A 22,488-nucleotide genomic window follows, 5' to 3' on the forward strand; every position below is an offset into this window, starting at 1 on the left:
TTACTGCCTACTAGAACATCATTTTTGCAACCAATTTTAATATTCATAACCATATGTTAACAAAAAACATAGAACACACATGGTCTCCACGACGTACATCCCAAGCACTTTTGGCAGCACTCGCGTTGACCTGTTACTCAGTAGGTGACCTTTATGCGGGAAGCATACTTGAACCTTCAGCAACCTTGTACCAACAAAAAATAAACATTCGTGGAAAAATCGTCGATCCGACAAGTAACACCCCTTTAAGCGGCGTATCCATCCGATCCAACGGCACCGTCATTGGCTCTTCTGCAACGGACGGAACATTTGCGGTTAATATTACGGCCGGCACAACTGTATCCTTCCATTTGATCGGATACGCGCCATTAAACCGGACATTTACTGTTGGCGCGGATAATATCATTATTTCATTACAGGAAGACACACAGAATATCGATGAAGTTGTGGTGACTGCGCTAGGTATCCAACGAGAAAAAAAGGCATTGGGATACGCTGCAACAGAATTAAAAGGCGATCAATTGACCGACGCCCTACCAAACAATTGGTCTGAAGCACTATCCGGCCGTGTTGCCGGGGTTAATTTGGTACGATCTGGCGCAGGTCCCGCGGGATCTAATAAAATTATTCTACGAGGCGAAAACAATCTCACAGGCAATAATGAAGCTCTTATCGTTATTGATGGCGTTGTCGTCAGCAACAGCAGCGGTAATCAGGTTGGTACTGGACATGGGGCCTATCTAGGGGGCGATTCACCCTCAGACTTTGGAACAGGGATTAATGACATCAACCCCGAAGATATCGAGTCGCTCACCGTCTTAAAAGGAGCAAACGCAACAGCTCTTTATGGCCAGCGGGGAGCAAACGGTGCGATTGTCATTACCACCAAATCCGGAAGATCTAGAAAAGGTGTCGGTGTGACGATAACATCCAATACCACCATCGAGTCAATCTCTAGGTGGCCAGAGTATCAGTTTGAATATGGTCAGGGTACAGAGGGCGTACGCTATTATTCATTTTTAGAAAGTCCCGATGGCGCAAGCACTCGAAGTACGAGCTCCGCTTGGGGGCCAAAATTCGATGGCCAATATTATTTTCAATATGATCCAATAACCCAAACACGTGCGACGGAACGTTCACTGTGGCAACCTTATCCAGATGCTAGAAAGGAATTTTTCAACACTGGATCTACGTTTACCAATTCCCTTAGCTTAGATGGCGGCAATGATAAAACACAGCTCCGCTTCTCCTTTACCGATCTCCGCAACAAGTGGATCATCCCGAATACAGGATACGAACGAAATAACGTATCGTTAACCGCGAATCACAAAGTTACCGATAAGCTGAAAGTACAGGCGAAGATCAATTATCGCCAAAATCGCAGCGACAATTTACCATCCACCGGATACAATAACCAATCTCTTATGTATTGGAATATTTTCCATCAGCCCAACGCGCCATTAAGCTGGTTAGAAAATTATTGGCAGAACGGGGCAGAAAATCGATTACAAAACTATCCTTTTAGTAGCTTAGTTGACAATCCATTCTTGATCGCCAATGAAATGCTGAATAAGAACAAGCGACATGGGCTAACTGGTAGTATTGAAGCGAGTTACAAATTCTCCAATGCATGGGAACTGATGGTCAGAACGACAATGGATCTGAACAACGAAAAAAGAAGTCAGCAGCGGCCATATGATACAGAGAAATTTCGAAAAGGAATGTATCGTACGCAAGTGATCAACAACACGGAGATCACTTCCGATATCATGCTTACCTATAATAAAGAAATTTCGGAAGATATAAAAGTCCGCGTAACTGCGGGGGGAAGCAGTCTGCGCAATGAAGGCTCTATCGAACGAAATGCCGCAGATTCCCTAGCATATCCGGGAATATACAATCTTGGAAACGCTGCAGGTGTACTGGTCAGTACCCCGTATCGTTCACAGATTGCACTCAATAGCTTGTACGCTTTAGGAACTATTTCTTTTAAGGACTATCTTTTCGCCGATTTATCGTTCCGGAACGACTGGGCAAGCACGTTGGCCTCGCCCTTAAGTAATGGCAAACCTTTCCAATATCCTGCGATCAATCTGAGTTTCGTCGCTTCGGACGTATTTGAGCTTCCTGCACAAATTTCGCTGTTTAAAATTCGTACTTCTGCCGCTAAGGTGGGAAGCGGATCCATGGATCCATACATGACGTCGTATAACTACGAAGTCGATCCCACATTTCCGGGAGGACGGTCTAACCCGACCGGTTTACCAAATCTTTATTTAAAATCGTTGGAAACGTGGAGTTACGAGGTGGGGACAGATTTGAATCTCTTTAAAAATCGATTCTCGTTAAACATGACGTATTACACCGCCCGTACATCCAATCAACATCTTCGTGCCGTTATAGACCGCTCGTCGGGAGCAAGCAGCGTCCTTATCAACGCAGGCCTTGTCCAAAACAGTGGTTTAGAGATTGAATCAAGAGTCGTTCCAATACGTAAAACGGACGGACTGGAATGGACGGTAAGCCCGACCTTTAGTACGAACAAAAACAAGGTTATCGAACTAACCGACGACATGAACGAAATGATTCTCCAAAATGGCCCCGGAAGCCGTGGGACTATTACAGCCCGGGTGGGTGGCCGTATGGACGAACTTTGGGGACGTGGATACAATCGAGCGCCCGATGGTCAAATTATCTACGAAAATGGGCTCCCGACTTTAACAGATTCCGTACAATACATCGGCCAAACCAACCCAGCTTGGCGTGTTGGGCTACATAACGAATTTCGGTACAAACAATTCCGATTCGGCTTTCTGTTCGATGCGCAGTTTGGAGCCGTTGGTTATTCGTTGACCTCAGCAACATTGGCTGAACAAGGGAAAACAAAAAATACGATACCAGGGCGTTATAACGGAATCATCGGAAACGGCGTTATCGACAACGGTGATGGTACCTATCGTCCAAATGATGTGATAGCTACCAATGTATGGGACTACTACAATGCGCACTTAGGACGAGATAATGTTGAGGGAACCTCCTACTCTACGGATTTCTTGAAACTTCGGGAAGTACGATTTGACTACACCTTAAATACGGCATTGCTTAGTCGCATTGGTTTGCAACGAGCGACCATCGGGGTTTTCGGTCGAGATCTGTTCATTTGGTCGAGCTGGCCGGCGTTTGATCCCGAATTTGGAACGCTGGGCAACGGAGAAATCACACGAGGATTCGAACTGGGGCAATTCCCTGCAACACGCACCTTTGGATTTAATTTAGTGGTAGGTTTATAGCAAGTATACAATGAAAAGGAATTTTATTTTTAAAACGATATATGTGTTGGGGATAGGGTTAGCGACATGCTCCTTCTTGTCTTCATGCAACAAAGATTTCAAAGAAATCAACACCAATCCGAACACCAGTCCGAAAGTGCAGCCTGAAAATCTATTAGCTCCCGCGATTACGAAGGTTGTGGGCTACAACATGAACCGTAGCCAGCGGTTAACGAACGAGCTGATGCAAGTCACAGTCAACATGGGCGACGGGGAAGGACGGATATTTCGCTATGATTTACGGGTATCCGAAGCAGACTATCTTTGGAACAACTGGTATCTCCAGTTACGCAATTTTAGGGATATATATGAATTCGCAAAGGAGCTTAACCAACCTGCTTATATGGCCGTAGCACAAATCTGCGAAGCGTGGATCTTCTCCATGTTGACGGACACGTACGGGGATATTCCATTTACAGAGGCTTTGCAAGGAAAAGACCTCAATCAGTTTATGCCGGCCTTTGATAAACAGCAAGATATTTATCCCCAGCTTTTCGCGAAATTAGAAGAGGCGAACGAATTATTGAAAGGTGTTTCAGCAACAGGGCCGATTTCTAAAACCTCAGATCCAATATTTGAGGGCAATACCACAAAATGGCGAAAATTCGGGAACTCGTTGTATTTGCGTCTAGCGTTAAGACTCGCGCATAAACCGGAGCTCAACACATCGGCTATTATTACCAAAATCGTTGATACCTCATCAAGCGATTATCCGATTATGACAAGTAACGACGACTCGGCTATCTTGCGTTGGACGGGATCCGCACCCTATGTTTCCCCCTTTGCAACCTGGCGCCCCGCAGATTGGTACACCCCAAAATTAGCCAGCTTTTTTGTGGACAATTTAAATGAACGTAGTGATCCCAGAATAGAAAAATGGGCGACACTGGTTGATGGAGATTATGCTGGAATCCCAAGTGGCTATCCGATCGGTCAACCGCCCGTTGCGAAATCTACCCTCCTGACTTCGCTGCTATCAGAACCACTTCTTGGGAATATCATGAATTATGGAGAACTTCAGCTTATTCTAGCAGAGGCCGCCGTAAAAGGTTGGGTGCACAGCAAACCGGCACGCGAATACTATGAAAACGGAATAACGGCAGGGATACAACTGTGGGGGTTTGAAGTTCCTTCGTTTTACATGACAGGCGAACATGTTGTTTGGGAGGAAACATATACCGAGTCGAGAAAAATGGAACTGATACATATACAAAAATATTATGCGCTTTTCTTTACCGATCTGCAGTCTTGGTTTGAGTATAGACGGACAGGTTTTCCGACCCTACCGATACGATCGGGACATCTCAATGGCGGAAAAATGCCGGCACGTCTGAACTACCCTGTATATATACAATCTACAAACAGGGAGAATTATAGAGCTGCCGTGGCAGAGCAAGGGCCAGACAACATCAATACATTGGTTTGGTGGCAACGCCCATAGTGTTTAAATGATTAGATATTACGTAATGAAAAGAAAATTAATATATGCTTTGCTATCCCCCATCTGTATCTTGCTGATGCAGTCTTGTGAAAAAAGGGATTTTATTAATGGCCAATTAAGCCCCTACATAGCGATAGAGGATGTTCGAATGATTCACAAAGGTGAGGACGTGACGCTTAATGCTGAACGTCTATTAGAGGCTAAGATGACAACAGGTGTCGTCATCTCCGACCATCAGGCCGGGAACGCACCGGAGGGGATGGTGGTGATTCAGCAATGGAGACAGGGGGTAAAGCTACACGGCATCAGTCTCAAAATTGGCGCAGAAGCTTCCAATTATGCACCCGGCGATTCCATATTGGTCAACGTAGACAATAAGGTGTTGAGACGCGATGGTTATCTGTATATCGATAACATCATGCCGTCTGATATACAGGTAGTAGGCAAGACGAACACCATCGTTCGAAGGATCGTGACCGGCGCAGCTGCCTATCAGAGAGCCAATGAATTCGAAAGTACCGTCGTCCGTGTTTTTGGCGGAGAAATGTATCCACGGCCAACGGAAGGTGAGATTTTTTCAGGTACAAAACAAATGTTGAGCGGAGCCGATACACTCCATATACGATCGAACCCTTCATCAGCAGTAGCAAACGTGCTTGTACCTAGAAACATCAACGTAGCTGGTATATTTCTTCAAGCCTCCGGAAAATCAAGTCGGATCGAGATCTGGCCCCGATATACATCGGATATTGAAGATGTGTCGGATCCTGAGATACCTGAAGAGCTCGGAGAACGCCCCATCATCATTACTGGCTTCTGTAACGATCCCTCTGGCGGTGATGGTAATTACGAATATATTCAGCTAATGGCCAACACCGATATTGACTTTTCCCAAATTCCATTTTCGCTAGTGACATCCAACAACGCTGGAACGGTGATGCATACGGCGGGTTGGGCAACCGGCGCAAACAGAACTTATAAATTCAATATCACCGAAGGCTCTGTAAAAAAAGGCGATATTTTCTATGTCGGTGGTACCAATAAACGGATCAACGGTGCAAATTCTACGGCTATCGGCGAAGCAAATTGGGTTAAAACCATTGCGTACCATAACCAATTGGGTGACGGTATCGGAAATGCAACATCCAATCTTCTCGCTAACAGTGGCAATGCCGCCGGAATAGCCATTTTCATCGGCACGAATATATCCGAAAAGTCAGTACCGATCGATGTTATTTTCTACGGGGGTACGGCTACGGCATCCATCATCGATTTGGAACAAGGTCTTGGCTATCGGATCACAAATAACGATCACTATGCGCAATATACTGCCGAAGGTGATCTAACCCCATTCTTCTCGATGGGTGAAGGAAAAAACGACTTTAGATTTCCACATACGGGCTACGGCACCTGTTCAGGTTGTACGCCTATACCTGAAAACACCGGATTTTTCTACAAATTAGGCGGAGAATTTAATATGAATGAGCGGATGTGGACTAGTCCACGATCCAGTACGCTAACCCTACTGCTGAAAGATGCCTCTCTTTCTGCGATCGAGGACGGCGACGGTGTGACAAAGCAGGTGGAATAATATGTTTGTCGTTATTGTAAACAGGTACGGGTTTATTAACTTGTACCTGTTTATTATGCATGAAATACAAAACGTATTTACCGCTACACAAAATAAACAATATGAACCTATATTATTTAACCCTACTTCCCTTGGTATTGGCATTGTCGTTCTCCATTAAAGAGGATTTTCCGTGGATAAACGAAGATACGAAACAGAACATCGTCAAGGCCACGACCCATTCACAGTCGCTGACAAACGCCCGGAAAAATTGGAAAATAACCGTTCGGGGAAAAGTACATTCTCGCGGGAAAGGAATTCCGAATGTGGTTGTATCGGATGGTTATTTAGTGACAAAAACCGATCAAGGTGGCTTCTATCAGCTTGCTTCCAACAAGCATAATGGATATATTTTCATCTCTCCTCCGGGTGACTATGAAGTTCCCACCAAACAGACTGTGCCACAATTCTTCCAACAACTATCTTCATCCGCATTCGACGTTGAAGTCAAAGATTTTGAGCTGTATCCTTCTACCGGGGGAAAACATGTGATGGCTTTTTTGGCAGATATGCATTTAGCAAAGAGAAACGAGGATCTTGAGCAGTTCCAGCGAGGATTCATCAAAGACATTCAAGAACTGGCAGCAGCTTACAAAGCAAACGACACCAAATTTTATGCGCTCACGTTGGGCGACCAATCATGGGACGCATATTGGTATAAAAACAACTTTGGTTTACCGGAATATTTAGCGCAACTGCAGGTACTTGATTTTCCCATTTTTAATACGATAGGTAATCATGACAACGATCCGTATGTAGCAAATGACTGGCTATCAGAAGTTCCTTATCGACGTGTTCTTGGTCCAACCTATTATTCGTTTAATATTGGTGAGGCACATTACGTCGTGCTGGATAATGTCGTTTTTAAAAATCATGGAGGCGCACCTGGAACGGTTGGCGACCGCGACTACAACGTAGAGATCACAGAAAACCAAATAGCCTGGCTAAAAAAAGATTTGGCCATGCTGCCCGATAAGCATACCCCCATCATTTTAGCCATGCATATTCCTATGCACAGCAACCCAAAATTGGGGGCTACACACACGGTCATTAAGAATGCATCAGCGTTGCAAGACTGTTTGCAATCTTTTGAAAATGTTAAAATCTTCACAGGGCATACGCATATCAATTATCGGGTCACGGACTCAGAAAGCACATTGCAGGAATACAATATTGGCGCCGTTTGCGCAACTTGGTGGTGGACAGGCCGTAAGAATAGTGCAGGAAACCATATATGCAAAGACGGGAGCCCCGGTGGATACGCAGTCATGGAAACCGACGCGCGCAAGCAAGTCACCTTCTACAAGAGTATTGGTTTTTCAAAGGATTATCAGTTTCGATCCTACGATTTGAATACCATTCACATAACTGCGGAAGAGTTTACTCCTAAAGCCAATCACATACATCAAAAGATGGTTCAAGAGTACGCCGGAAACTATGCCAACGCGAATAAATCCAACGAAATACTGTTAAATATATGGGGCTATCGTAAAGGCTGGAAGATCGCTGTTAAGGAAAATGGGAAATTACTCACTGTTAAACAGGTTCATCAGAAGGATCCGCTGCATGTGATTTCCTATACGATGGGGCGTTTGAATGCCAACGCAACGCCTACCCCCGCGTTCGTATCTGCAAACACATCCCACCTCTTTCTTTCGAAAGCTACAAAACCCAATACAACACTGGAAATATCTGTGACGGACGACCAAGGTCAAGTGTTCACAGAGACAATGACGCGTCCCAAAACTTTTAGCTACAACATACATTAATCCATCATGACAAGAAAACATACGATGCTATCGACGCTCGCTATGACCGCAATGCTGTTACATGCAGCATGCGGCCTATTGCCGGACAAAAAACAACTTACTATGGACAAGACTACTCTTGCTTTCCCTTCCTTTTCGTACGAAGGCCACCGCGGTGCACGTGGACTTTATCCAGAGAATTCTATTGGCGCGATGAAAACAGCCATCGATTTGCCCAAAGTAACCACCCTCGAAATGGATTGCCATATCACTAAAGATAAAAAGGTGGTGGTCTATCATGACGATTCTTTGAACCCAAAATTTGTACAGTACCACAACGGTAAGCCCTTAACGGGCAAGGATAACAAAGGGCTCATCTATAGTTACACGTTTGAAGAGCTTGCGGCCTTTGATATTGGCAGCAAACCCTATAGTGATTTTCCAAATCAACAGAAAGTGAAGACGTCCATCGACCTATTAAGCGATCTGATCCAACAGTCGGAGGAATATGCACAAGAAAAAAGGCAGACACCTATGTTCTATAACATAGAAACCAAAAGCTCGCCTGCGAAAGATAACATGTACCACCCAGGACCCGAGGAATTTTCTGATCTCGTCCTTCAGGTCGTCGTAGATAAAGGCATTGCTTCGCGCACCGTTATTCAATCATTTGATAAACGCACTATTCAATACATCAACAAAATGTATCCACAGATTAAGACCTCCTACTTGATAGATGCGAAAAACACGAAGTCTATCGACGAACTGTTGGCTGAACTCGGTTTCAAACCATTTATTATCAGTCCAAATTTTAAGTTGGTATCGGCAGATTTTCTGGCACAAGCAAAGAAGCATGGTATCAAGGTTATCCCATGGACCGTGAATGAGAAAGATGAAATGCAACGGCTGATCTCGCTTGGTGTAGATGGTATTATTAGTGATTATCCCAATTTATTTTAGAACGAACCTGAGTTATGATACATTTGTTTAAACCGGCTCCCCACAAAGACCGTCTACCCGCGGAGAAAATCGACCCAGTCTACAAAAAATTGAGATTACAGGTATTCGCTGGAATATTTTTAGGCTATGCCGCCTATTATTTTGTACGTAAGAATTTTTCCTTTGCGGTCAAAGATCTACAAGACACATTGGGCTATAGCAAAGCGGAACTCGGATTTGCCATGTCAGCCCTGTCTATAGCGTACGGTCTCAGCAAGTTTTTGATGGGGAATGTCTCTGACCGCAGCAATGCCCGTTATTTCCTTGCCGCCGGACTTATACTCTCCTCGTTGACCATGATTTTCATGGGTTTTTCCCCTTTAGCAACCTCGTCTATTGGTATTATCTTTGCCCTTCTATTCATCAATGGATGGTTTCAAGGCATGGGGTGGCCCCCATGTGGTCGTGTGGTTGTACACTGGTACTCCATTAAGGAACGCGGGACAACCATGTCCATTTGGAATCTAGCACACAATGTGGGTGGTTTTTTGGTAGGACCATTGACCATCTGGGGTATTGAATTATTTGTAGACTGGCAAGCTCGACTCTATTTCCCAGGGCTGGTCGCCATTCTGTTTGCGCTGGTAGCAATCCTTTTGGTCAGGGACACACCTCAATCCTGTGGATTGCCTCCGATCGAAGAATATCATAACGATTATTCGAAGACGTATGATGCCTCACAAGAAAAAGAATTTAGCGCGACGGAAATATTCTTCCACTATGTTTTGAACAATAAGATGCTTTGGTTTATTGCTATTGCCAACGCATTCGTGTATTTGGTCCGGAATGGTATTGTTAACTGGGCTCCGACCTTTCTGCAAGAAGCGAAGCATTTTTCGTCGTCTGAGGCGGCTTGGTCTGCTTCCATATACGAATTGGCCGCAATTCCCGGAACGATTCTTTGCGGGGTATTAAGCGACAAGGTGTTTCGCGGCCGACGAGCTCCAGTGACCATCATCTACATGGCATTCACCTTCGTCGCAGTATTTGCGTACTGGACAGCTTCAGTTGACGCTCCTTGGCTTATTAATATTTCCCTTTGGGCCATCGGATTTTTAATATACGGTCCCGTTATGCTAATTGGCGTACAAGCACTGGATCTTGTCCCAAAAAAAGCTGCAGGAACTGCGGCCGGACTTACGGGACTTTTCGGCTATTTTATTGGCGACTTGCTGGCAAACGCCGCGTTGGGGGCCATCGTCGACAAAAGTGGTTGGAATGCATCGTTCGAGGTTATCTTGGGAGCCTGTATATTAGCTATTCTCTTCACCGCTCTCACTTGGAACCGGGAAAAACGATTAGTGATTGCCTAGTTTTTGAAGCGGTGTATCCGCAACCTGCCGCTATAAATATCGGCATGATAAAAAAACACAACGTCCTGTAAAACGATTTATACGACGTTGTGTTTATAAAGAAGATCACATACGTTGTGCGTCACCCTATTCATGTAGAAGTTCAGATACAAACGGGACTTGCAACGTCACGCAATAAACATAAGTATATGAAAAAGACACTCTTTAAAACCCTGAATAAGATCAACAAAGTAGTTTTACCGAAGCTGTCCAAAAAAGATCCTTCCAGACTAACCAAATGGGAGCAAGCACTGACCGCTTACCGATATTATGTGCTGACACAATCGTTGGATTAGTCTTTTTTTGGACTGCTCGTCAGAATAGTGCCATCCGATTTAATGTGCATTTCCGTTTGCGGATAAGGAATCGAAATTCCCTGTTCATCGAGTGCCAGCTTTATTTTCTCTTGAAGCGCATTATTCGTTGCCCAAAAATGCTCCTTAGACACCCATCCGCGAATCGTTAAATTAACCGAACTGTCAGCCAATTCACTCACGAAGATTTCTGGGGCTGGGCTTTTCAATATCCGATCATCCGCTTGAATTAACGAGGCAATGGTATCCTTCGCCGATTTAATATTATCATCGTAAGAAATACCCACAATGAACTGAAAACGTCGGGACAGAATTTTTGTATAATTTTTGATAACGGAATTTGCTAACGTACCATTCGGACTGAATACTTTTATTCCTTCAGCGCTGATCAACGAGGTATATAAAATATCGATCCGCTCGACAGTTCCTTCCGATCCGTTATTGCTGGATATGTAGTCTCCTACCTCAAACGGCCGAAACATTAAGATCAAGACGCCGCCTGCAAAATTAGAAAGACTCCCCTGTAGCGCCATACCAACTGCTAAACCAAACGCTGATAGTGCAGCAATAAATGATGTAGTCTGTATTCCCATGGTATTGGCTACCGTGAGAATCAGGAGACAGTAGAGCGCGAAGCGTACCAAACTACTGATAAAACTACGGATAGACGGATCAATATTTCTTTTTTGGAATCTCCGTTCTATGATCCGCAAAGTAAAACGAATAAGATAACGGCCAGCGACAAGAATCAGTAAGGCAATGATAATGCTAGGCATCTTTAAGATGACCAAATCAATTAATTTTTCGATGCTACTTTCGAATTTTTCCATGCACAAAAATAAAATTTTCCAAAGGGAGATAAAGTTTTTTATTTTATTTCACCTATCTTTAGTCTATGTCTTGGATATATTTAGATAATAACGCCACGACCAAAATAGACCCTAACGTTTTGGAAAGCATGCTTCCTTTCTTACAGGAGTCGTACGGAAACCCATCAAGTGTGCAACATAAAATGGGGAGAGAAGCGAATCAGGCGATAGAGCTTGCCCGGCATCAGATCGCGCTCAAACTGCAGGTTAAAGATAGTGAAATTTTCTTCAATTCAGGTGCTACGGAAGGTATCAATACTGTAATCCGGGGTGTCGTGCAGTCGTATAAAAAAAAAGGTCAACATATCATCACTTGCCAGACGGAGCACAAAGCCGTATTGAACACTTGCGCACATTTAGAAAAAAAGGGGGTGGAGATTACGTATCTCCCTGTTAATAAAAAGGGAGAGATTGACCTTGGTCTGCTGCGCAACAGTATACGTAAGGATACAATTTTGGTATGTATCATGGCGGCCAATAACGAATCCGGTGTTATACATCCCATAGTGGAAATTGCCCAGATCTGTCAAGAACATGATGTACTTTATTGTTGCGATGCTACACAGCTTATCGGAAAACAAGAAATTAACCTTCAACACATTCCTATTGATCTTTTGATCTTTAGTGCGCACAAAATACATGGACCGAAAGGTGTCGGCGTACTGTATATCCGAAGGAAAACAAAGCCAATTCAAATTCCTGCGCTGATTACTGGCGGAAAACAGGAACAAGGATTGCGGGGCGGTACACTTAACGTTCCCATGATTGTCGGGTGTGGTAAAGCGGTAGAGATCGCTAAAAATCATGCGCAAATAAGGCTATATCGTGATCATCTCGAAAAACAGATCCTCGAACGGATACCGCAAGTGGTTATTCACGGGAAAGAAGCGAAAAGACTGGATAACACCAGCTTTATCGCATTTCGACATATCAAATCGGCTGAACTCATGACCTCTCTGCCTCATCTCGTTCTGTCTTCAGGATCAGCATGTGCTTCTGGCCTATTGGATCCTTCTCATGTGTTGAAAGCGATGACCGTGAACGACGACGACGCATTCAGCAGTATCCGTTTCAGCCTAAGCAAATTTACGGAACGGGATGAGATTGAACGAGCTATTGAAGAACTGGTCCAAACGGTGCATAACGTCCGCCAACTGTCACCCATCTGGAAACTGTTTAATGAAGGGCGCATAGAATGACGTTTTTTTACATTGGTGCGACCGGTGTTAGTTGACAGTATAGAAAAGAATACCGAATTTTGTAAATTAAGAAGAACAACTATGGACGGAATGGTAACCATTACAGATAGAGCAAAAGCGCGAATTCAACAGATCATGCAGGACGAGAATTATGACGCAAGTTACTTTGTCCGCGTTGCTGTCGAAAGCGGTGGGTGTTCGGGGCTGTCATACAAACTGAACTTCGACAATGAAGAAAAAAAGGGAGATCAGTTTTGCGAAGATAAGGGAGTTAAAATCTGCTTAGATATTAAATCTTACTTGTATTTAGCAGGCACCGAGCTAGACTACTCAGATGGCCTGAACGGCAAAGGTTTTGAATTTCACAATCCGAATGCCACACGGACCTGCGCATGTGGTGAAAGTTTTTCTGTATAAACGACAAGAAGACTACACAAAAAAAGGTTTGCTTCCGCAAACCTTTTTTTGTGTAGTAATATTTTCAATATATCATACAGATACTTGATAAATTAATTACTTTTGCTTTTAAATTTTAAAAAACTATCAACCCTACAAAATCTGGATTATGATATTTTGAGGGATAATATTTTATGGGACGTAACTTACTAAAAACTGAGCAGGCGATTACGTTTGTTAAGGAGACTATTTCACGCAAATTGATTCAGGCATTAAATTTAATTCCAGTTTCCTCGCCACTTGTGGTCTTGGATGGAACGGGTATTAACGATGATTTAAACGGAATAGAACGGCCAGTGACCTTTCCGATCAAGTCATTGAACGAACAACGTGCGGTTGTGGTTCACTCCCTTGCGAAGTGGAAACGTGTACGGCTAAAAGAATTGGAAATTGAAAAAGGAGAAGGTATCCTGACCGACATGCGTGCATTACGGCCCGACGAAGACTATACTCCTATACATTCCATTTATGTAGATCAATGGGATTGGGAAAAACATATCGACACCTCCGACCGTACTTTTGCTTATCTTAAAGCAACTGTATTAAAAATCTATCAAGCGCTCTACGAAACGGAACAGGAAGTTGCTCAGCGCTATCCTGAAAAAAAGGCCGTACTACCAGCCGATATTCAGTTTATATCTTCAGAGCAGTTATTGGCTTTATATCCTGATCTCACACCAAAAGAACGGGAAAATGCAATCGCAAAAAAGCACGGTGCTGTATTCATTTACGGAATAGGCGGCGAGTTAAGTAACGGCTTTCCACACGACGGACGTGCTGCAGACTACGATGATTGGAGTACCGATAACGAGGAAGGTTATAAAGGATTAAATGGTGATATTTTAGTATGGAATCCTGTACTACATACCGCCTTTGAACTCTCTTCGATGGGGATCCGTGTGGATAAAAAAGCATTGATGCACCAGCTGGAGGTACGTCATAGTACCGATAGAGCGCAGCTGGCTTTTCACAGCATGTTACTGGGCGATCAATTGCCACAATCTATCGGCGGCGGAATCGGTCAATCCCGCGTGTGCATGTTTATGTTGAAAAAGGCGCATATCGGAGAAGTACAGGTAAGTATTTGGGATAACGAGCAACGGAAAGACCTCGCCAAACAAGACATCAATTTGCTGTAAGAAGCCTTTACGCAAAACAAATACGGATGCCTTTCGTTTACTTACGAAAGGCATTCGTAATTATGAAACAGCAAACCATCATGCTCTGGACCATCTGCACGCTTTTTTTGTTCGGCTGCCACTCGATCCAAAAAGAAGAAGAAAAAACAGGTACAGCAAAATCTCAACGCATAGAACATGCGTTGCCGACCCAAAAAGCCCCCCTTGTGTTCGAAAGGACAAAGGTAGAAGGAAAGAAAGATACGCTTTCTTTTCGTATAGCACGTCCTTCCAATGTGCATATCGATTTGGAGATTCCAACAAACGCGGGCAATATTCGTATTAATCAAGTAATTACTCCGGAAGGAAAAATAGACGGTCCTTTTGGAAAAAACTATCGGGATACACTTTCCACAACGGGGATTTACCAGATCATCATTGCAGAAAGCCTCATGCAGGAACATCCATATGTAGGCCCTTACCGCGTAGAAATTAGCGTGACCCGTTAGTATACGTCTCGGTCAAATCGGGCTTTGCGACAGTCGGTAGAACGTGTAAGCAAGATCGTAATATTCAAAAGGCGCGCTGTCGATGGGAGAAGATTGTGGTTTATATTTTCCCATAATTATATTAAATTTACTTAATTTGCATCTTCAATTCGACTAGATAGAAAAACAATATGATTATACAGCCACGTGTAAGAGGTTTTATCTGTTTGACTTCGCACCCTGAAGGTACAGCGGAGCACGTTAAACAACAGATAAACTACGTTAAATCCAAGGGCAAAGTAGAAAATGGCCCTAAAAAAGTATTAGTAATCGGTGCTTCCACAGGTTTTGGTTTAGCTTCACGTATTACCGCAGCATTTGGTTCAGATGCGGCTACTATCGGCATATTTTTTGAGAAGCCTGCGGCTCCAGGAAAGCCGGGAACTGCGGGTTGGTACAACACAGCCGCCTTCGAACACGAAGCCTTAGCCGCTGGACTATACGCGAAAAGTATCAATGGAGATGCCTTTTCGGACGACGTAAAGAAACAAGCAATAGAACTGATTAAACAGGATCTCGGCCAGGTGGATCTCGTCGTTTACTCTCTCGCTTCTCCTCGCCGTACCCACCCCAAGACCGGTGTGGCTTACGCGTCAGTTTTAAAACCTATTGGTCAAGCTTTTACAAATAAGACGGTTGACTTCCATGCAGGTATAGTATCGGATATTTCCATACAACCGATCGAAAATCAGGAAGAGATCAATAATACTGTAGCTGTCATGGGCGGGGAGGACTGGAAGTTTTGGATAGAAGAATTAAAAGCGGCAGGTGTCTTAGCTGAAGGGGTGAAGACTGTAGCCTACTCCTACATAGGGCCTGAGCTGACTTACCCAATTTATAGAAATGGTACAATCGGAAAGGCAAAAGATGATTTGGAAGGAACGGTTCCAGTTATCAACGATTTGCTCAAAGATATACATGGCGTCAGCTATGTGTCTGTAAACAAAGCTTTGGTCACGCAATCCAGTTCAGCCATTCCAGTAGTGCCTTTATATATTTCGTTGCTCTATAAGGTAATGAAGGAAAAAGGAATTCACGAAGGCACCATCGAACAAATGCAACGTTTATTCGCCGAACGCCTGTACACCGGAAATAAAGTAGCATTAGACGAGAAAGGCAGAATCCGTGTAGACGATTTAGAAATGCGGGAGGATGTACAAGCTGAAGTTGCTGAATTATGGAAAAAAGCAACAACGGAAAACCTCGAAGAAATTTCAGATATTGCTGGCTATCGTGATGAATTCTTTCATTTGTTCGGCTTCAATTTTGATACGATTGATTACGAAGCTGATACAAATGAAGTCGTCCCTATACCCAGCATCCAAGTATAGTGGCAACATATAAAGACACGTTCTAAAACGTTAGACATTGTCGTCATTGCGAGAATTGAAACGACGACGAAACAATCTGCATGATATTAAAAGGAAAGATTGCTTCGTCGTGCTTCTTGCAATGACGATTTTTTTACGCTCCCCCCAAGGTTAGATACGTAATCTTATACGGCCATTCTACCACACATATGTACAGGTTTTATTATCTTTACACTTTGCTAAAACCATTAACTTATGCAACACAAAGCACCACACCGCATGTTGAAATATTACCCTCTACTTCTGATGTTGACGTTTATGACTTGCGTATCCGCACAGTCGTACAAAATTACATACCACCGCAGTTATAACGATAAAGTGGCTCCGGATCAAGACCCGGTCCTGGTTTTCACAAATAGTCAGCAAACAGTTATTACGACACAGGACATTAGCCAATCATTGGCCCCCTATCCCTATGAAACGTTTTATGTGGATCGTCAAAAAAACGGATACTACAAACTGACCAATTTTTCCGCGTCCAAAGAATTAGCCACATTCGATACCCTGCTACTAAACAGAAACCAGATAACATTTACGGAAGAAACGAAGACTATCCTGGGCTATGTTTGCAAAAAGGCAACAACATCGGTTAATTCAAATAGCATCGAACTCTGGTATACTACAGCGCTTGGTGTGAAAGGCGCTCCCAACGAACTTGGTCAACAAATCGGTTTGGTATTGGAATACGTGCGGAATGGGAATTCGAAAATAACCGCTGTTCGCGTAGAAAAAGTAAAACAGATTCCGTCACATATTGCCCTACGTCCCTTCGAAGAAATTGTAGACGGCTTAACCTACCAAGACGAGCTTTCGAAAAGTCGTTTTACACAGGTACCCATCTTCCAAAACGAGCGGATTAATTTCAGCGAGCACACAACATCAGATAGCATTTTACGTTTTGCCAACGGGACGGTTATTGTCAAGAAAGTAAAAATCCCGGACATCAAAGCAGGAAGTCAGGCTTTTGTACAGTTGGTCGAAAAATCTAACGGCGATGCTTACGACCGCACAGGTTCTGTCTTTTTAATTGCCCAGGATCAAGCCCAGAGTTTTCTGGACGGAATGAGAAACGGAATGAACACCTTACCGATGTACAGCAACGGTGATGGCACAGCATATCCTGGGATGGTGCGTACTCATGGGTATTCGCCCATTTACGAACTCATGCGCTTCTTCACGCCGTTTGGTGTTTCCCATTTCAACAATAGATTGACGTTAAAAGGAAAAACGTGGCAAGATTCCGTTATCTACCGGCAAGATATATCCGAGTTTCTATCGGTCATGGCTGGTCAGGAAGTGTACATTGGGACATACATCGGAAACTACGATAAAGGGGGGCACATCGTTAGTCTCGAAATGACTATCCATCCAGGATCATCGAAGATGGACTTTCCTAAAATACGCTCGTTATTTAACACCACAAACGTGATGGAAATGGGCGGGCAAACTTACGCAAGATTCTTTGGTCAGGAAAAAGGCTTAGAAATGAGCTTTGAATTACCGGAAGATGCCCGCGATGTACAATTACGGTATATCACAACTGGACATGGCGGTTGGGGACAAGGCGATGAATTCGTACCAAAGGAAAATTCCATCTATCTCGACGGAGAGCTTGCCTTCAAGTTTACACCTTGGCGTACCGACTGTGGTTCATACCGTCTGTACAACCCTGTCTCCGGAAATTTCCAAAATGGGTTATCTTCATCAGACCTCAGTCGTTCAAACTGGTGCCCTGGAACGGTGACTACCCCGAATTACATTAGTTTGGGTACACTTAAAGCAGGAAAACATACCATAAGGGTGCATATTCCGCAAGGCGCACCTGAAGGAAGTAGCTTTAGTTTTTGGAACGTTTCCGGCGCGTTGCTCTACAATTAATGGCCCCATCCTTCTAAAAAAAGGACACCTCTGTTTCGCACAGCTGTGTCCTTTTTTTTAAGGTTAGCGTCCTTTTTTAAACAACAGATAGTCCAAACTAAATTTGCCCGGTCCTAATATAAAAATCGACACATAACCGATGAAAAACGCTGTAGCCAGTTCGTATTTTCCGAAAAACTCCCAATTGTGTACCGAAAATATAACTAAAACAGTGATCAATAACGGTATTGCCGCCAATCGTGTAAATAGGCCAAGAATCAACAGGATCGAACAAAAGAACTCCGCAAATATCGTTAGGCTCAAGGTGACGGTGCCGCCCAAACCAAGAAAGTCCATAAATTGTTCCTTTCGCTCGTTAAATTCGACTAATTTCACGTAACCATGCCTAGGTATCATCAGCACACCGAAGCCGACTCTGAGTATAAATGCTGAAAGATTGGAGGCCGCTGTACCTTTATGTACTGTGAGAAAAAATTTCTTCATATGTATCAGAATTATCGATTTCACAAATATAGCAGTCCACGTCGTAGTTCAGGTGCTTTAGGCAAAAAAAGTCGTCGAAAACATAGGCCTCTTTAACCGCTCTCCTGAAGATACGAATATCTATATTCCGAACAAATTATCAGCAGAGACCTAATTATAATGCAGCAGATTCCTGTTCTCGTTTTTCTTTAGGAAACCGATAAGCGTTAGTATCTTTGACAACTTTTTTAGATGGATTCGTTAACGGAGATGCGCACGCAACATCCAAGCTGTTTTTTCGTGTTGTTCCATAACCCCCACTAAGAAATCTTCTGTTCCGGCATCCTTGTGTTTTTCGCCGACAGCGTCAATCTGTTCCCGGATATAGACAATAATGGATTCAAAATCCGACAACAACTCCTTGATATACCCTTGACTGTCATTTTTCCCGTGTCGCAGTTCGGTTAACTGCGTGAGTTCTAAAAACTCCTTCATGGTTCCTACCGCATAGTGTCCTATAGAACGTACTCGCTCAGCGATCTCATCGATCGTTTCGCCTAACTGATCATACATGTTTTCGAAAAATAAGTGTTGCGCATGAAAGTCAGGACCTTCCACGTTCCAATGCGCATTTCTTGTCTTCACATACAAAACATGTTCATCAGCTAATAATTTGTTGAGGATTACCGCAATAGCTTGGGTGTCTTTGTCTTTAATACCAATGTTTGTTTTCATATAATAATATTTCATTTAATTGTAACCGTTAACCAGAAATGATGTTTTTTACATGAACACGTTTTCTCCGCGGATGTTCCGATTCTTTGGAAATTTTCCGGAGACGGGTCGTTCTATCTTTGTATCCACGTCTTCTAATAGCGACTAGCTTCGTCTAACAATATGAGTGCTTCCTTCGTGAGTTTCAACTCGACGGCATCGACAAAAGGTTGCAAATGCAGTGCTTTTGTCGCACTAGCTATGGGAGCCGCGACAGTAGGCTGATGCAACAACCATGCTAGGGCAACAGCTGCTGGATTGGTTTTGTTTTCGTCTGCCACATATACAAGAGCTTTCACGATTTTCTCGCCACGCACGTTCCAATATTGGTTCTTGACTCCCGCCCCTCTCACCGATTTGGCAAAGTCATCTTCGTGCTGATATTTCCCAGTTAGGAAACCACTGGCCAATGAAAAATACGGAATAACCGACAGTTCATATCCCTGGGCAATTCCCAGATAATGCTGCTCGAAGCCTGCTCTACTATAGAGATTATACTCCGGTTGTAATGAAACATACGCGGGCAATTCCAGTTTATGGCTGGCCTCCAGCGACTCTTTTAATCTGGCCGGAGATAAATTGGAGGCTCCAATAAAACGGACTTTACCTGCTTTTATTAAATCCTCATATGCACGTAATGTCTCCTCTACCGGCGTTTCCTCTTGGTCGAAGTGTGTTTGATACAGGTCGATATAATCGGTCTGCAATCGTCTTAACGATGCATCTACCTGTTCCAAAATATGCAATCTAGTGGTGTTCGGACTTGGGTTATCTGCAAATACACCGCCAACCTTTGTCATGAGCACAATGTTACTGCGATTGCCACGAGACTTCATCCAATCGCCTAGAATAGTTTCTGACTCTCCTCCCCGATTGCCGGTAACCCAGTGCGAATATTGATTTGCTGTATCAATGGCCTGAAATCCCACATCTACAAATGCATCCAAGATAGCGAAAGATCCTTTTTCATCCAATGTCCATCCAAACACATTCCCTCCGAAAATTATGGGAGCAAAGGAAAGATCAGTATTCTTAATTGTGATTTTTTGCATTATAAACCTCCTGTTTAATTATAGTCAATGTACGACTTTTTACCGATTTTTTATTGAAAACAAACCTCCATAATATTGTCATAAATCCATTCAAACTTCCTACTTTTGTCGCATTCAAGAGGTTAGATATGGCAGCAGATGTTCCCGCTTATTTTCACGCTTTCAAGTCAGCTATCGCGCAAAAAAAGAAGCCAGAGCGATTTACTTTTCCATTTTGTTATGAACCGGACGAATGGAGCTTGACCGCTGCAAAAGAGCTACAGGATTATTTAGGTAATCAGCAGGACTTTGTCCACAATTTTGGTTTGGAACCCATGGAGGGTTTGATCATTGGAAAAATGTTTGGCGTTCTAGTAGCAGAACACCGGAACGGAACCATAGGATATCTAGCCGCCTGTTCGGGAAAACTTGCCGGTCGTAACCAACATCGATATTTTGTGCCGCCGATCTTTGATATGTTGCAGCCAGGCAGTTTTTTTCTAAAAGAAGAAGAACAAATCAATGCCCTTAACCGAAAAATAGAAGAATTGGAAAGAGATCCTATCCTTCCCAGACTTCGTACGGAATACCAGGAAATGCGACAGGCCGCTGCAACTTCCCTCGCTGCATTCCGGCTCCATATGAAAAAAGAAAAAGCTGAACGGAAGGAAAAGCGACAACGATATAAGTTGGAGTTATCGTCCGAAGCGTACCAAGAATTGGAAGACGATCTGATCAAACAAAGCTATCGCGATCAACATGAACTAGATGTCCTAAAAAGCGACTGGGCAAAGCGGATTCTTCATATCGAAGTACAAATACAACAATTACAGGATGCGCTTGACGAACTTAAAAATCAACGTAAAGATCGATCGTCTAAACTTCAACAACAGCTGTTCGATCAATATCAATTTTTGAACGCTCGCAGCGAATCTAAAAGTGTACGCACCATATTCGAAGAGTGCAAACAAATGCTCCCCCCGGCTGGCGCAGGCGAATGTGCGGCTCCGAAACTTCTTCAATATGCGTATCAACACGACCTGCACCCCATCAGTATGGCCGAATTTTGGTGGGGAGCCTCACCCGCATCAGAGGTTCGAAAACACAAAAACTTCTATCCCGCCTGCAAGAGCAAATGTGAGCCTATATTAAGCCATATGCTGACCGGCCTGCATGTAGATCCAAACCCTATGCTTACGAATCCAGCGGAAGGGAAGGATTTAACCATTATTTATGAAGACCGCGATATTATCGTGGTCGATAAACCAGCCGAATTTTTGTCAGTACCTGGTATTCATATTCAAGACTCGGTGTATACCCGTATTTTAAAGGCTTATCCCGAAATCTCCGGACCGGTAGTCGTCCATCGATTGGATATGTCTACCTCGGGCATTTTGATTCTGGCAAAACATAAAGACGCGCACCAATATATCCAAGATCAATTTATCAAGCACACCATCATCAAACGGTATACGGCCCTGCTCGACGGACTATTGGAAGAGCCAGAGGGTTTAATTGACCTGCCGTTGCGTGTCGACCTCGAAGACCGTCCTCGTCAAGTTGTCTGCTACCAATATGGAAAACCTGCACGCACAACATACACCGTGGTCGGCCATGAAAAGGGAAACACCCGGGTGCACTTCTTTCCGCTAACAGGCCGTACACATCAATTACGGGTTCACGCAGCTCACCAGCTAGGGCTCAATCATCCCATCCTCGGAGACGATCTCTATGGCACTCGATCTGGCCGTCTTCATTTGCACGCGGGATATATACAATTCAACCATCCAACTACGAAAGAAAATGTCACGTTCTATGTGCCGGATCCGTTTTAATTGTAATAGAAAAAACAGAAAAATCAAGATAAAGTCACAATCCCAAACTTGTCTTATCATCTCTTTTCAAATCATTTAAACAATTATTACTTTTGTTCGACTTTCTAAAGACTTGACTTCGTAAGTTCAAAAGTC

Annotated in this window: 18 protein-coding genes; 14 read left to right on the plus strand and 4 right to left on the minus strand. The window is 43.6% G+C overall.

The window, feature by feature from the left end; genetic code table 11:
- The first annotated feature begins 53 nt into the window (after positions 1-53).
- From ACFSR5_RS07505 to ACFSR5_RS07535, 7 genes are all read left to right on the plus strand, one after another.
- Positions 54-3,290, plus strand: coding sequence for a SusC/RagA family TonB-linked outer membrane protein (locus tag ACFSR5_RS07505; RefSeq protein ID WP_380902284.1), 3,237 nt, complete (start codon positions 54-56; stop codon positions 3,288-3,290).
- A gap of 10 nt (positions 3,291-3,300) precedes the next feature.
- A complete protein-coding gene (locus tag ACFSR5_RS07510; RefSeq protein WP_380902286.1) occupies positions 3,301-4,770 on the plus strand; it encodes a SusD/RagB family nutrient-binding outer membrane lipoprotein in 1,470 nt (489 codons plus the stop codon).
- 25 nt (positions 4,771-4,795) lie between these two features.
- The gene (locus ACFSR5_RS07515) at positions 4,796-6,361 is read left to right on the plus strand and encodes a DUF5689 domain-containing protein (RefSeq protein WP_380902288.1); all 1,566 of its coding nucleotides are present in this window, start codon (positions 4,796-4,798) and stop codon (positions 6,359-6,361) included.
- 101 nt (positions 6,362-6,462) lie between these two features.
- On the plus strand, positions 6,463-8,169 hold the full coding sequence (locus tag ACFSR5_RS07520) for a calcineurin-like phosphoesterase C-terminal domain-containing protein (protein ID WP_380902290.1): 1,707 nt from the start codon (positions 6,463-6,465) through the stop codon (positions 8,167-8,169).
- Between the two features lie 6 nt (positions 8,170-8,175).
- Positions 8,176-9,108: a glycerophosphodiester phosphodiesterase family protein gene (locus tag ACFSR5_RS07525; protein WP_380902292.1), complete on the plus strand. Its 933-nt coding sequence runs from the start codon at positions 8,176-8,178 to the stop codon at positions 9,106-9,108.
- Between the two features lie 14 nt (positions 9,109-9,122).
- Positions 9,123-10,460, plus strand: a complete 1,338-nt coding sequence (gene glpT / locus ACFSR5_RS07530) for a glycerol-3-phosphate transporter (RefSeq protein WP_380902295.1) — start codon at positions 9,123-9,125, stop codon at positions 10,458-10,460.
- Positions 10,461-10,648: 188 nt separating this feature from the next.
- On the plus strand, positions 10,649-10,795 hold the full coding sequence (locus tag ACFSR5_RS07535; RefSeq protein WP_380902297.1) for a hypothetical protein: 147 nt from the start codon (positions 10,649-10,651) through the stop codon (positions 10,793-10,795).
- Here ACFSR5_RS07535 and ACFSR5_RS07540 read toward each other — a convergent pair.
- On the minus strand, positions 10,792-11,643 hold the full coding sequence (locus ACFSR5_RS07540; protein WP_380902299.1) for a mechanosensitive ion channel family protein: 852 nt from the start codon (positions 11,641-11,643) through the stop codon (positions 10,792-10,794). The two genes, ACFSR5_RS07535 and ACFSR5_RS07540, sit on opposite strands and share 4 nt — an antisense overlap.
- A gap of 65 nt (positions 11,644-11,708) precedes the next feature.
- Between ACFSR5_RS07540 and ACFSR5_RS07545 the strand changes: the two genes are divergently transcribed.
- The 6 genes from ACFSR5_RS07545 to ACFSR5_RS07570 all read left to right on the plus strand — a co-directional run bounded on the left by ACFSR5_RS07545 (position 11,709) and on the right by ACFSR5_RS07570 (position 18,251).
- A complete protein-coding gene (locus tag ACFSR5_RS07545; RefSeq protein ID WP_380902301.1) occupies positions 11,709-12,881 on the plus strand; it encodes a cysteine desulfurase family protein in 1,173 nt (390 codons plus the stop codon).
- A gap of 90 nt (positions 12,882-12,971) precedes the next feature.
- Positions 12,972-13,298: a HesB/IscA family protein gene (locus tag ACFSR5_RS07550; protein WP_380903185.1), complete on the plus strand. Its 327-nt coding sequence runs from the start codon at positions 12,972-12,974 to the stop codon at positions 13,296-13,298.
- Between the two features lie 173 nt (positions 13,299-13,471).
- Entirely contained in the window at positions 13,472-14,476 is a 1,005-nt protein-coding gene (asnA, locus tag ACFSR5_RS07555) for an aspartate--ammonia ligase (protein WP_380902303.1), read from the plus strand.
- A 62-nt stretch (positions 14,477-14,538) separates the two neighbouring features.
- A complete protein-coding gene (locus ACFSR5_RS07560; protein ID WP_380902305.1) occupies positions 14,539-14,964 on the plus strand; it encodes a hypothetical protein in 426 nt (141 codons plus the stop codon).
- 170 nt (positions 14,965-15,134) lie between these two features.
- The gene (fabV, locus tag ACFSR5_RS07565) at positions 15,135-16,334 is read left to right on the plus strand and encodes an enoyl-ACP reductase FabV (protein ID WP_380902307.1); all 1,200 of its coding nucleotides are present in this window, start codon (positions 15,135-15,137) and stop codon (positions 16,332-16,334) included.
- A gap of 234 nt (positions 16,335-16,568) precedes the next feature.
- On the plus strand, positions 16,569-18,251 hold the full coding sequence (locus ACFSR5_RS07570; RefSeq protein WP_380902309.1) for a PNGase F N-terminal domain-containing protein: 1,683 nt from the start codon (positions 16,569-16,571) through the stop codon (positions 18,249-18,251).
- 63 nt (positions 18,252-18,314) lie between these two features.
- Here the strand turns inward: ACFSR5_RS07570 and ACFSR5_RS07575 are convergent, their stop codons facing one another.
- From ACFSR5_RS07575 to ACFSR5_RS07585, 3 genes are all read right to left on the minus strand, one after another.
- Positions 18,315-18,734: a DoxX family protein gene (locus ACFSR5_RS07575; protein ID WP_380902311.1), complete on the minus strand. Its 420-nt coding sequence runs from the start codon at positions 18,732-18,734 to the stop codon at positions 18,315-18,317.
- Positions 18,735-18,974: 240 nt separating this feature from the next.
- Positions 18,975-19,448, minus strand: a complete 474-nt coding sequence (locus ACFSR5_RS07580) for a Dps family protein (protein WP_380902313.1) — start codon at positions 19,446-19,448, stop codon at positions 18,975-18,977.
- 134 nt (positions 19,449-19,582) lie between these two features.
- Entirely contained in the window at positions 19,583-20,539 is a 957-nt protein-coding gene (locus ACFSR5_RS07585; RefSeq protein ID WP_380902315.1) for an aldo/keto reductase, read from the minus strand.
- Between the two features lie 128 nt (positions 20,540-20,667).
- Here ACFSR5_RS07585 and ACFSR5_RS07590 point away from each other — a divergent pair, with 128 nt between their 5' ends.
- Positions 20,668-22,353, plus strand: coding sequence for an RluA family pseudouridine synthase (locus ACFSR5_RS07590; protein ID WP_380902317.1), 1,686 nt, complete (start codon positions 20,668-20,670; stop codon positions 22,351-22,353).
- Positions 22,354-22,488 lie beyond the last annotated feature (135 nt).

The organism is Sphingobacterium suaedae (assembly GCF_042684625.1).
In the GTDB taxonomy this organism is placed as follows: domain Bacteria; phylum Bacteroidota; class Bacteroidia; order Sphingobacteriales; family Sphingobacteriaceae; genus Sphingobacterium; species Sphingobacterium suaedae.

What these genes read in the sequence shown, in the direction of transcription:
- ACFSR5_RS07510 (WP_380902286.1), top strand. Translation starts at nt 3,301, where the DNA reads ATGAAAAGGAATTTTATTTTTAAAACGATATATGTGTTGGGGATAGGG.
- ACFSR5_RS07535 (WP_380902297.1), top strand. Translation starts at nt 10,649, where the DNA reads ATGAAAAAGACACTCTTTAAAACCCTGAATAAGATCAACAAAGTAGTT.
- fabV (WP_380902307.1), top strand. Translation starts at nt 15,135, where the DNA reads ATGATTATACAGCCACGTGTAAGAGGTTTTATCTGTTTGACTTCGCAC.
- ACFSR5_RS07520 (WP_380902290.1), top strand. Translation starts at nt 6,463, where the DNA reads ATGAACCTATATTATTTAACCCTACTTCCCTTGGTATTGGCATTGTCG.
- ACFSR5_RS07505 (WP_380902284.1), top strand. Translation starts at nt 54, where the DNA reads ATGTTAACAAAAAACATAGAACACACATGGTCTCCACGACGTACATCC.
- ACFSR5_RS07560 (WP_380902305.1), top strand. Translation starts at nt 14,539, where the DNA reads ATGAAACAGCAAACCATCATGCTCTGGACCATCTGCACGCTTTTTTTG.
- ACFSR5_RS07545 (WP_380902301.1), top strand. Translation starts at nt 11,709, where the DNA reads ATGTCTTGGATATATTTAGATAATAACGCCACGACCAAAATAGACCCT.
- glpT (WP_380902295.1), top strand. Translation starts at nt 9,123, where the DNA reads ATGATACATTTGTTTAAACCGGCTCCCCACAAAGACCGTCTACCCGCG.
- ACFSR5_RS07575 (WP_380902311.1), bottom strand. Translation starts at nt 18,734, where the DNA reads ATGAAGAAATTTTTTCTCACAGTACATAAAGGTACAGCGGCCTCCAAT.
- ACFSR5_RS07590 (WP_380902317.1), top strand. Translation starts at nt 20,668, where the DNA reads ATGGCAGCAGATGTTCCCGCTTATTTTCACGCTTTCAAGTCAGCTATC.
- ACFSR5_RS07550 (WP_380903185.1), top strand. Translation starts at nt 12,972, where the DNA reads ATGGTAACCATTACAGATAGAGCAAAAGCGCGAATTCAACAGATCATG.
- ACFSR5_RS07570 (WP_380902309.1), top strand. Translation starts at nt 16,569, where the DNA reads ATGCAACACAAAGCACCACACCGCATGTTGAAATATTACCCTCTACTT.
- ACFSR5_RS07515 (WP_380902288.1), top strand. Translation starts at nt 4,796, where the DNA reads ATGAAAAGAAAATTAATATATGCTTTGCTATCCCCCATCTGTATCTTG.
- ACFSR5_RS07525 (WP_380902292.1), top strand. Translation starts at nt 8,176, where the DNA reads ATGACAAGAAAACATACGATGCTATCGACGCTCGCTATGACCGCAATG.
- ACFSR5_RS07540 (WP_380902299.1), bottom strand. Translation starts at nt 11,643, where the DNA reads ATGGAAAAATTCGAAAGTAGCATCGAAAAATTAATTGATTTGGTCATC.
- asnA (WP_380902303.1), top strand. Translation starts at nt 13,472, where the DNA reads ATGGGACGTAACTTACTAAAAACTGAGCAGGCGATTACGTTTGTTAAG.
- ACFSR5_RS07580 (WP_380902313.1), bottom strand. Translation starts at nt 19,448, where the DNA reads ATGAAAACAAACATTGGTATTAAAGACAAAGACACCCAAGCTATTGCG.
- ACFSR5_RS07585 (WP_380902315.1), bottom strand. Translation starts at nt 20,539, where the DNA reads ATGCAAAAAATCACAATTAAGAATACTGATCTTTCCTTTGCTCCCATA.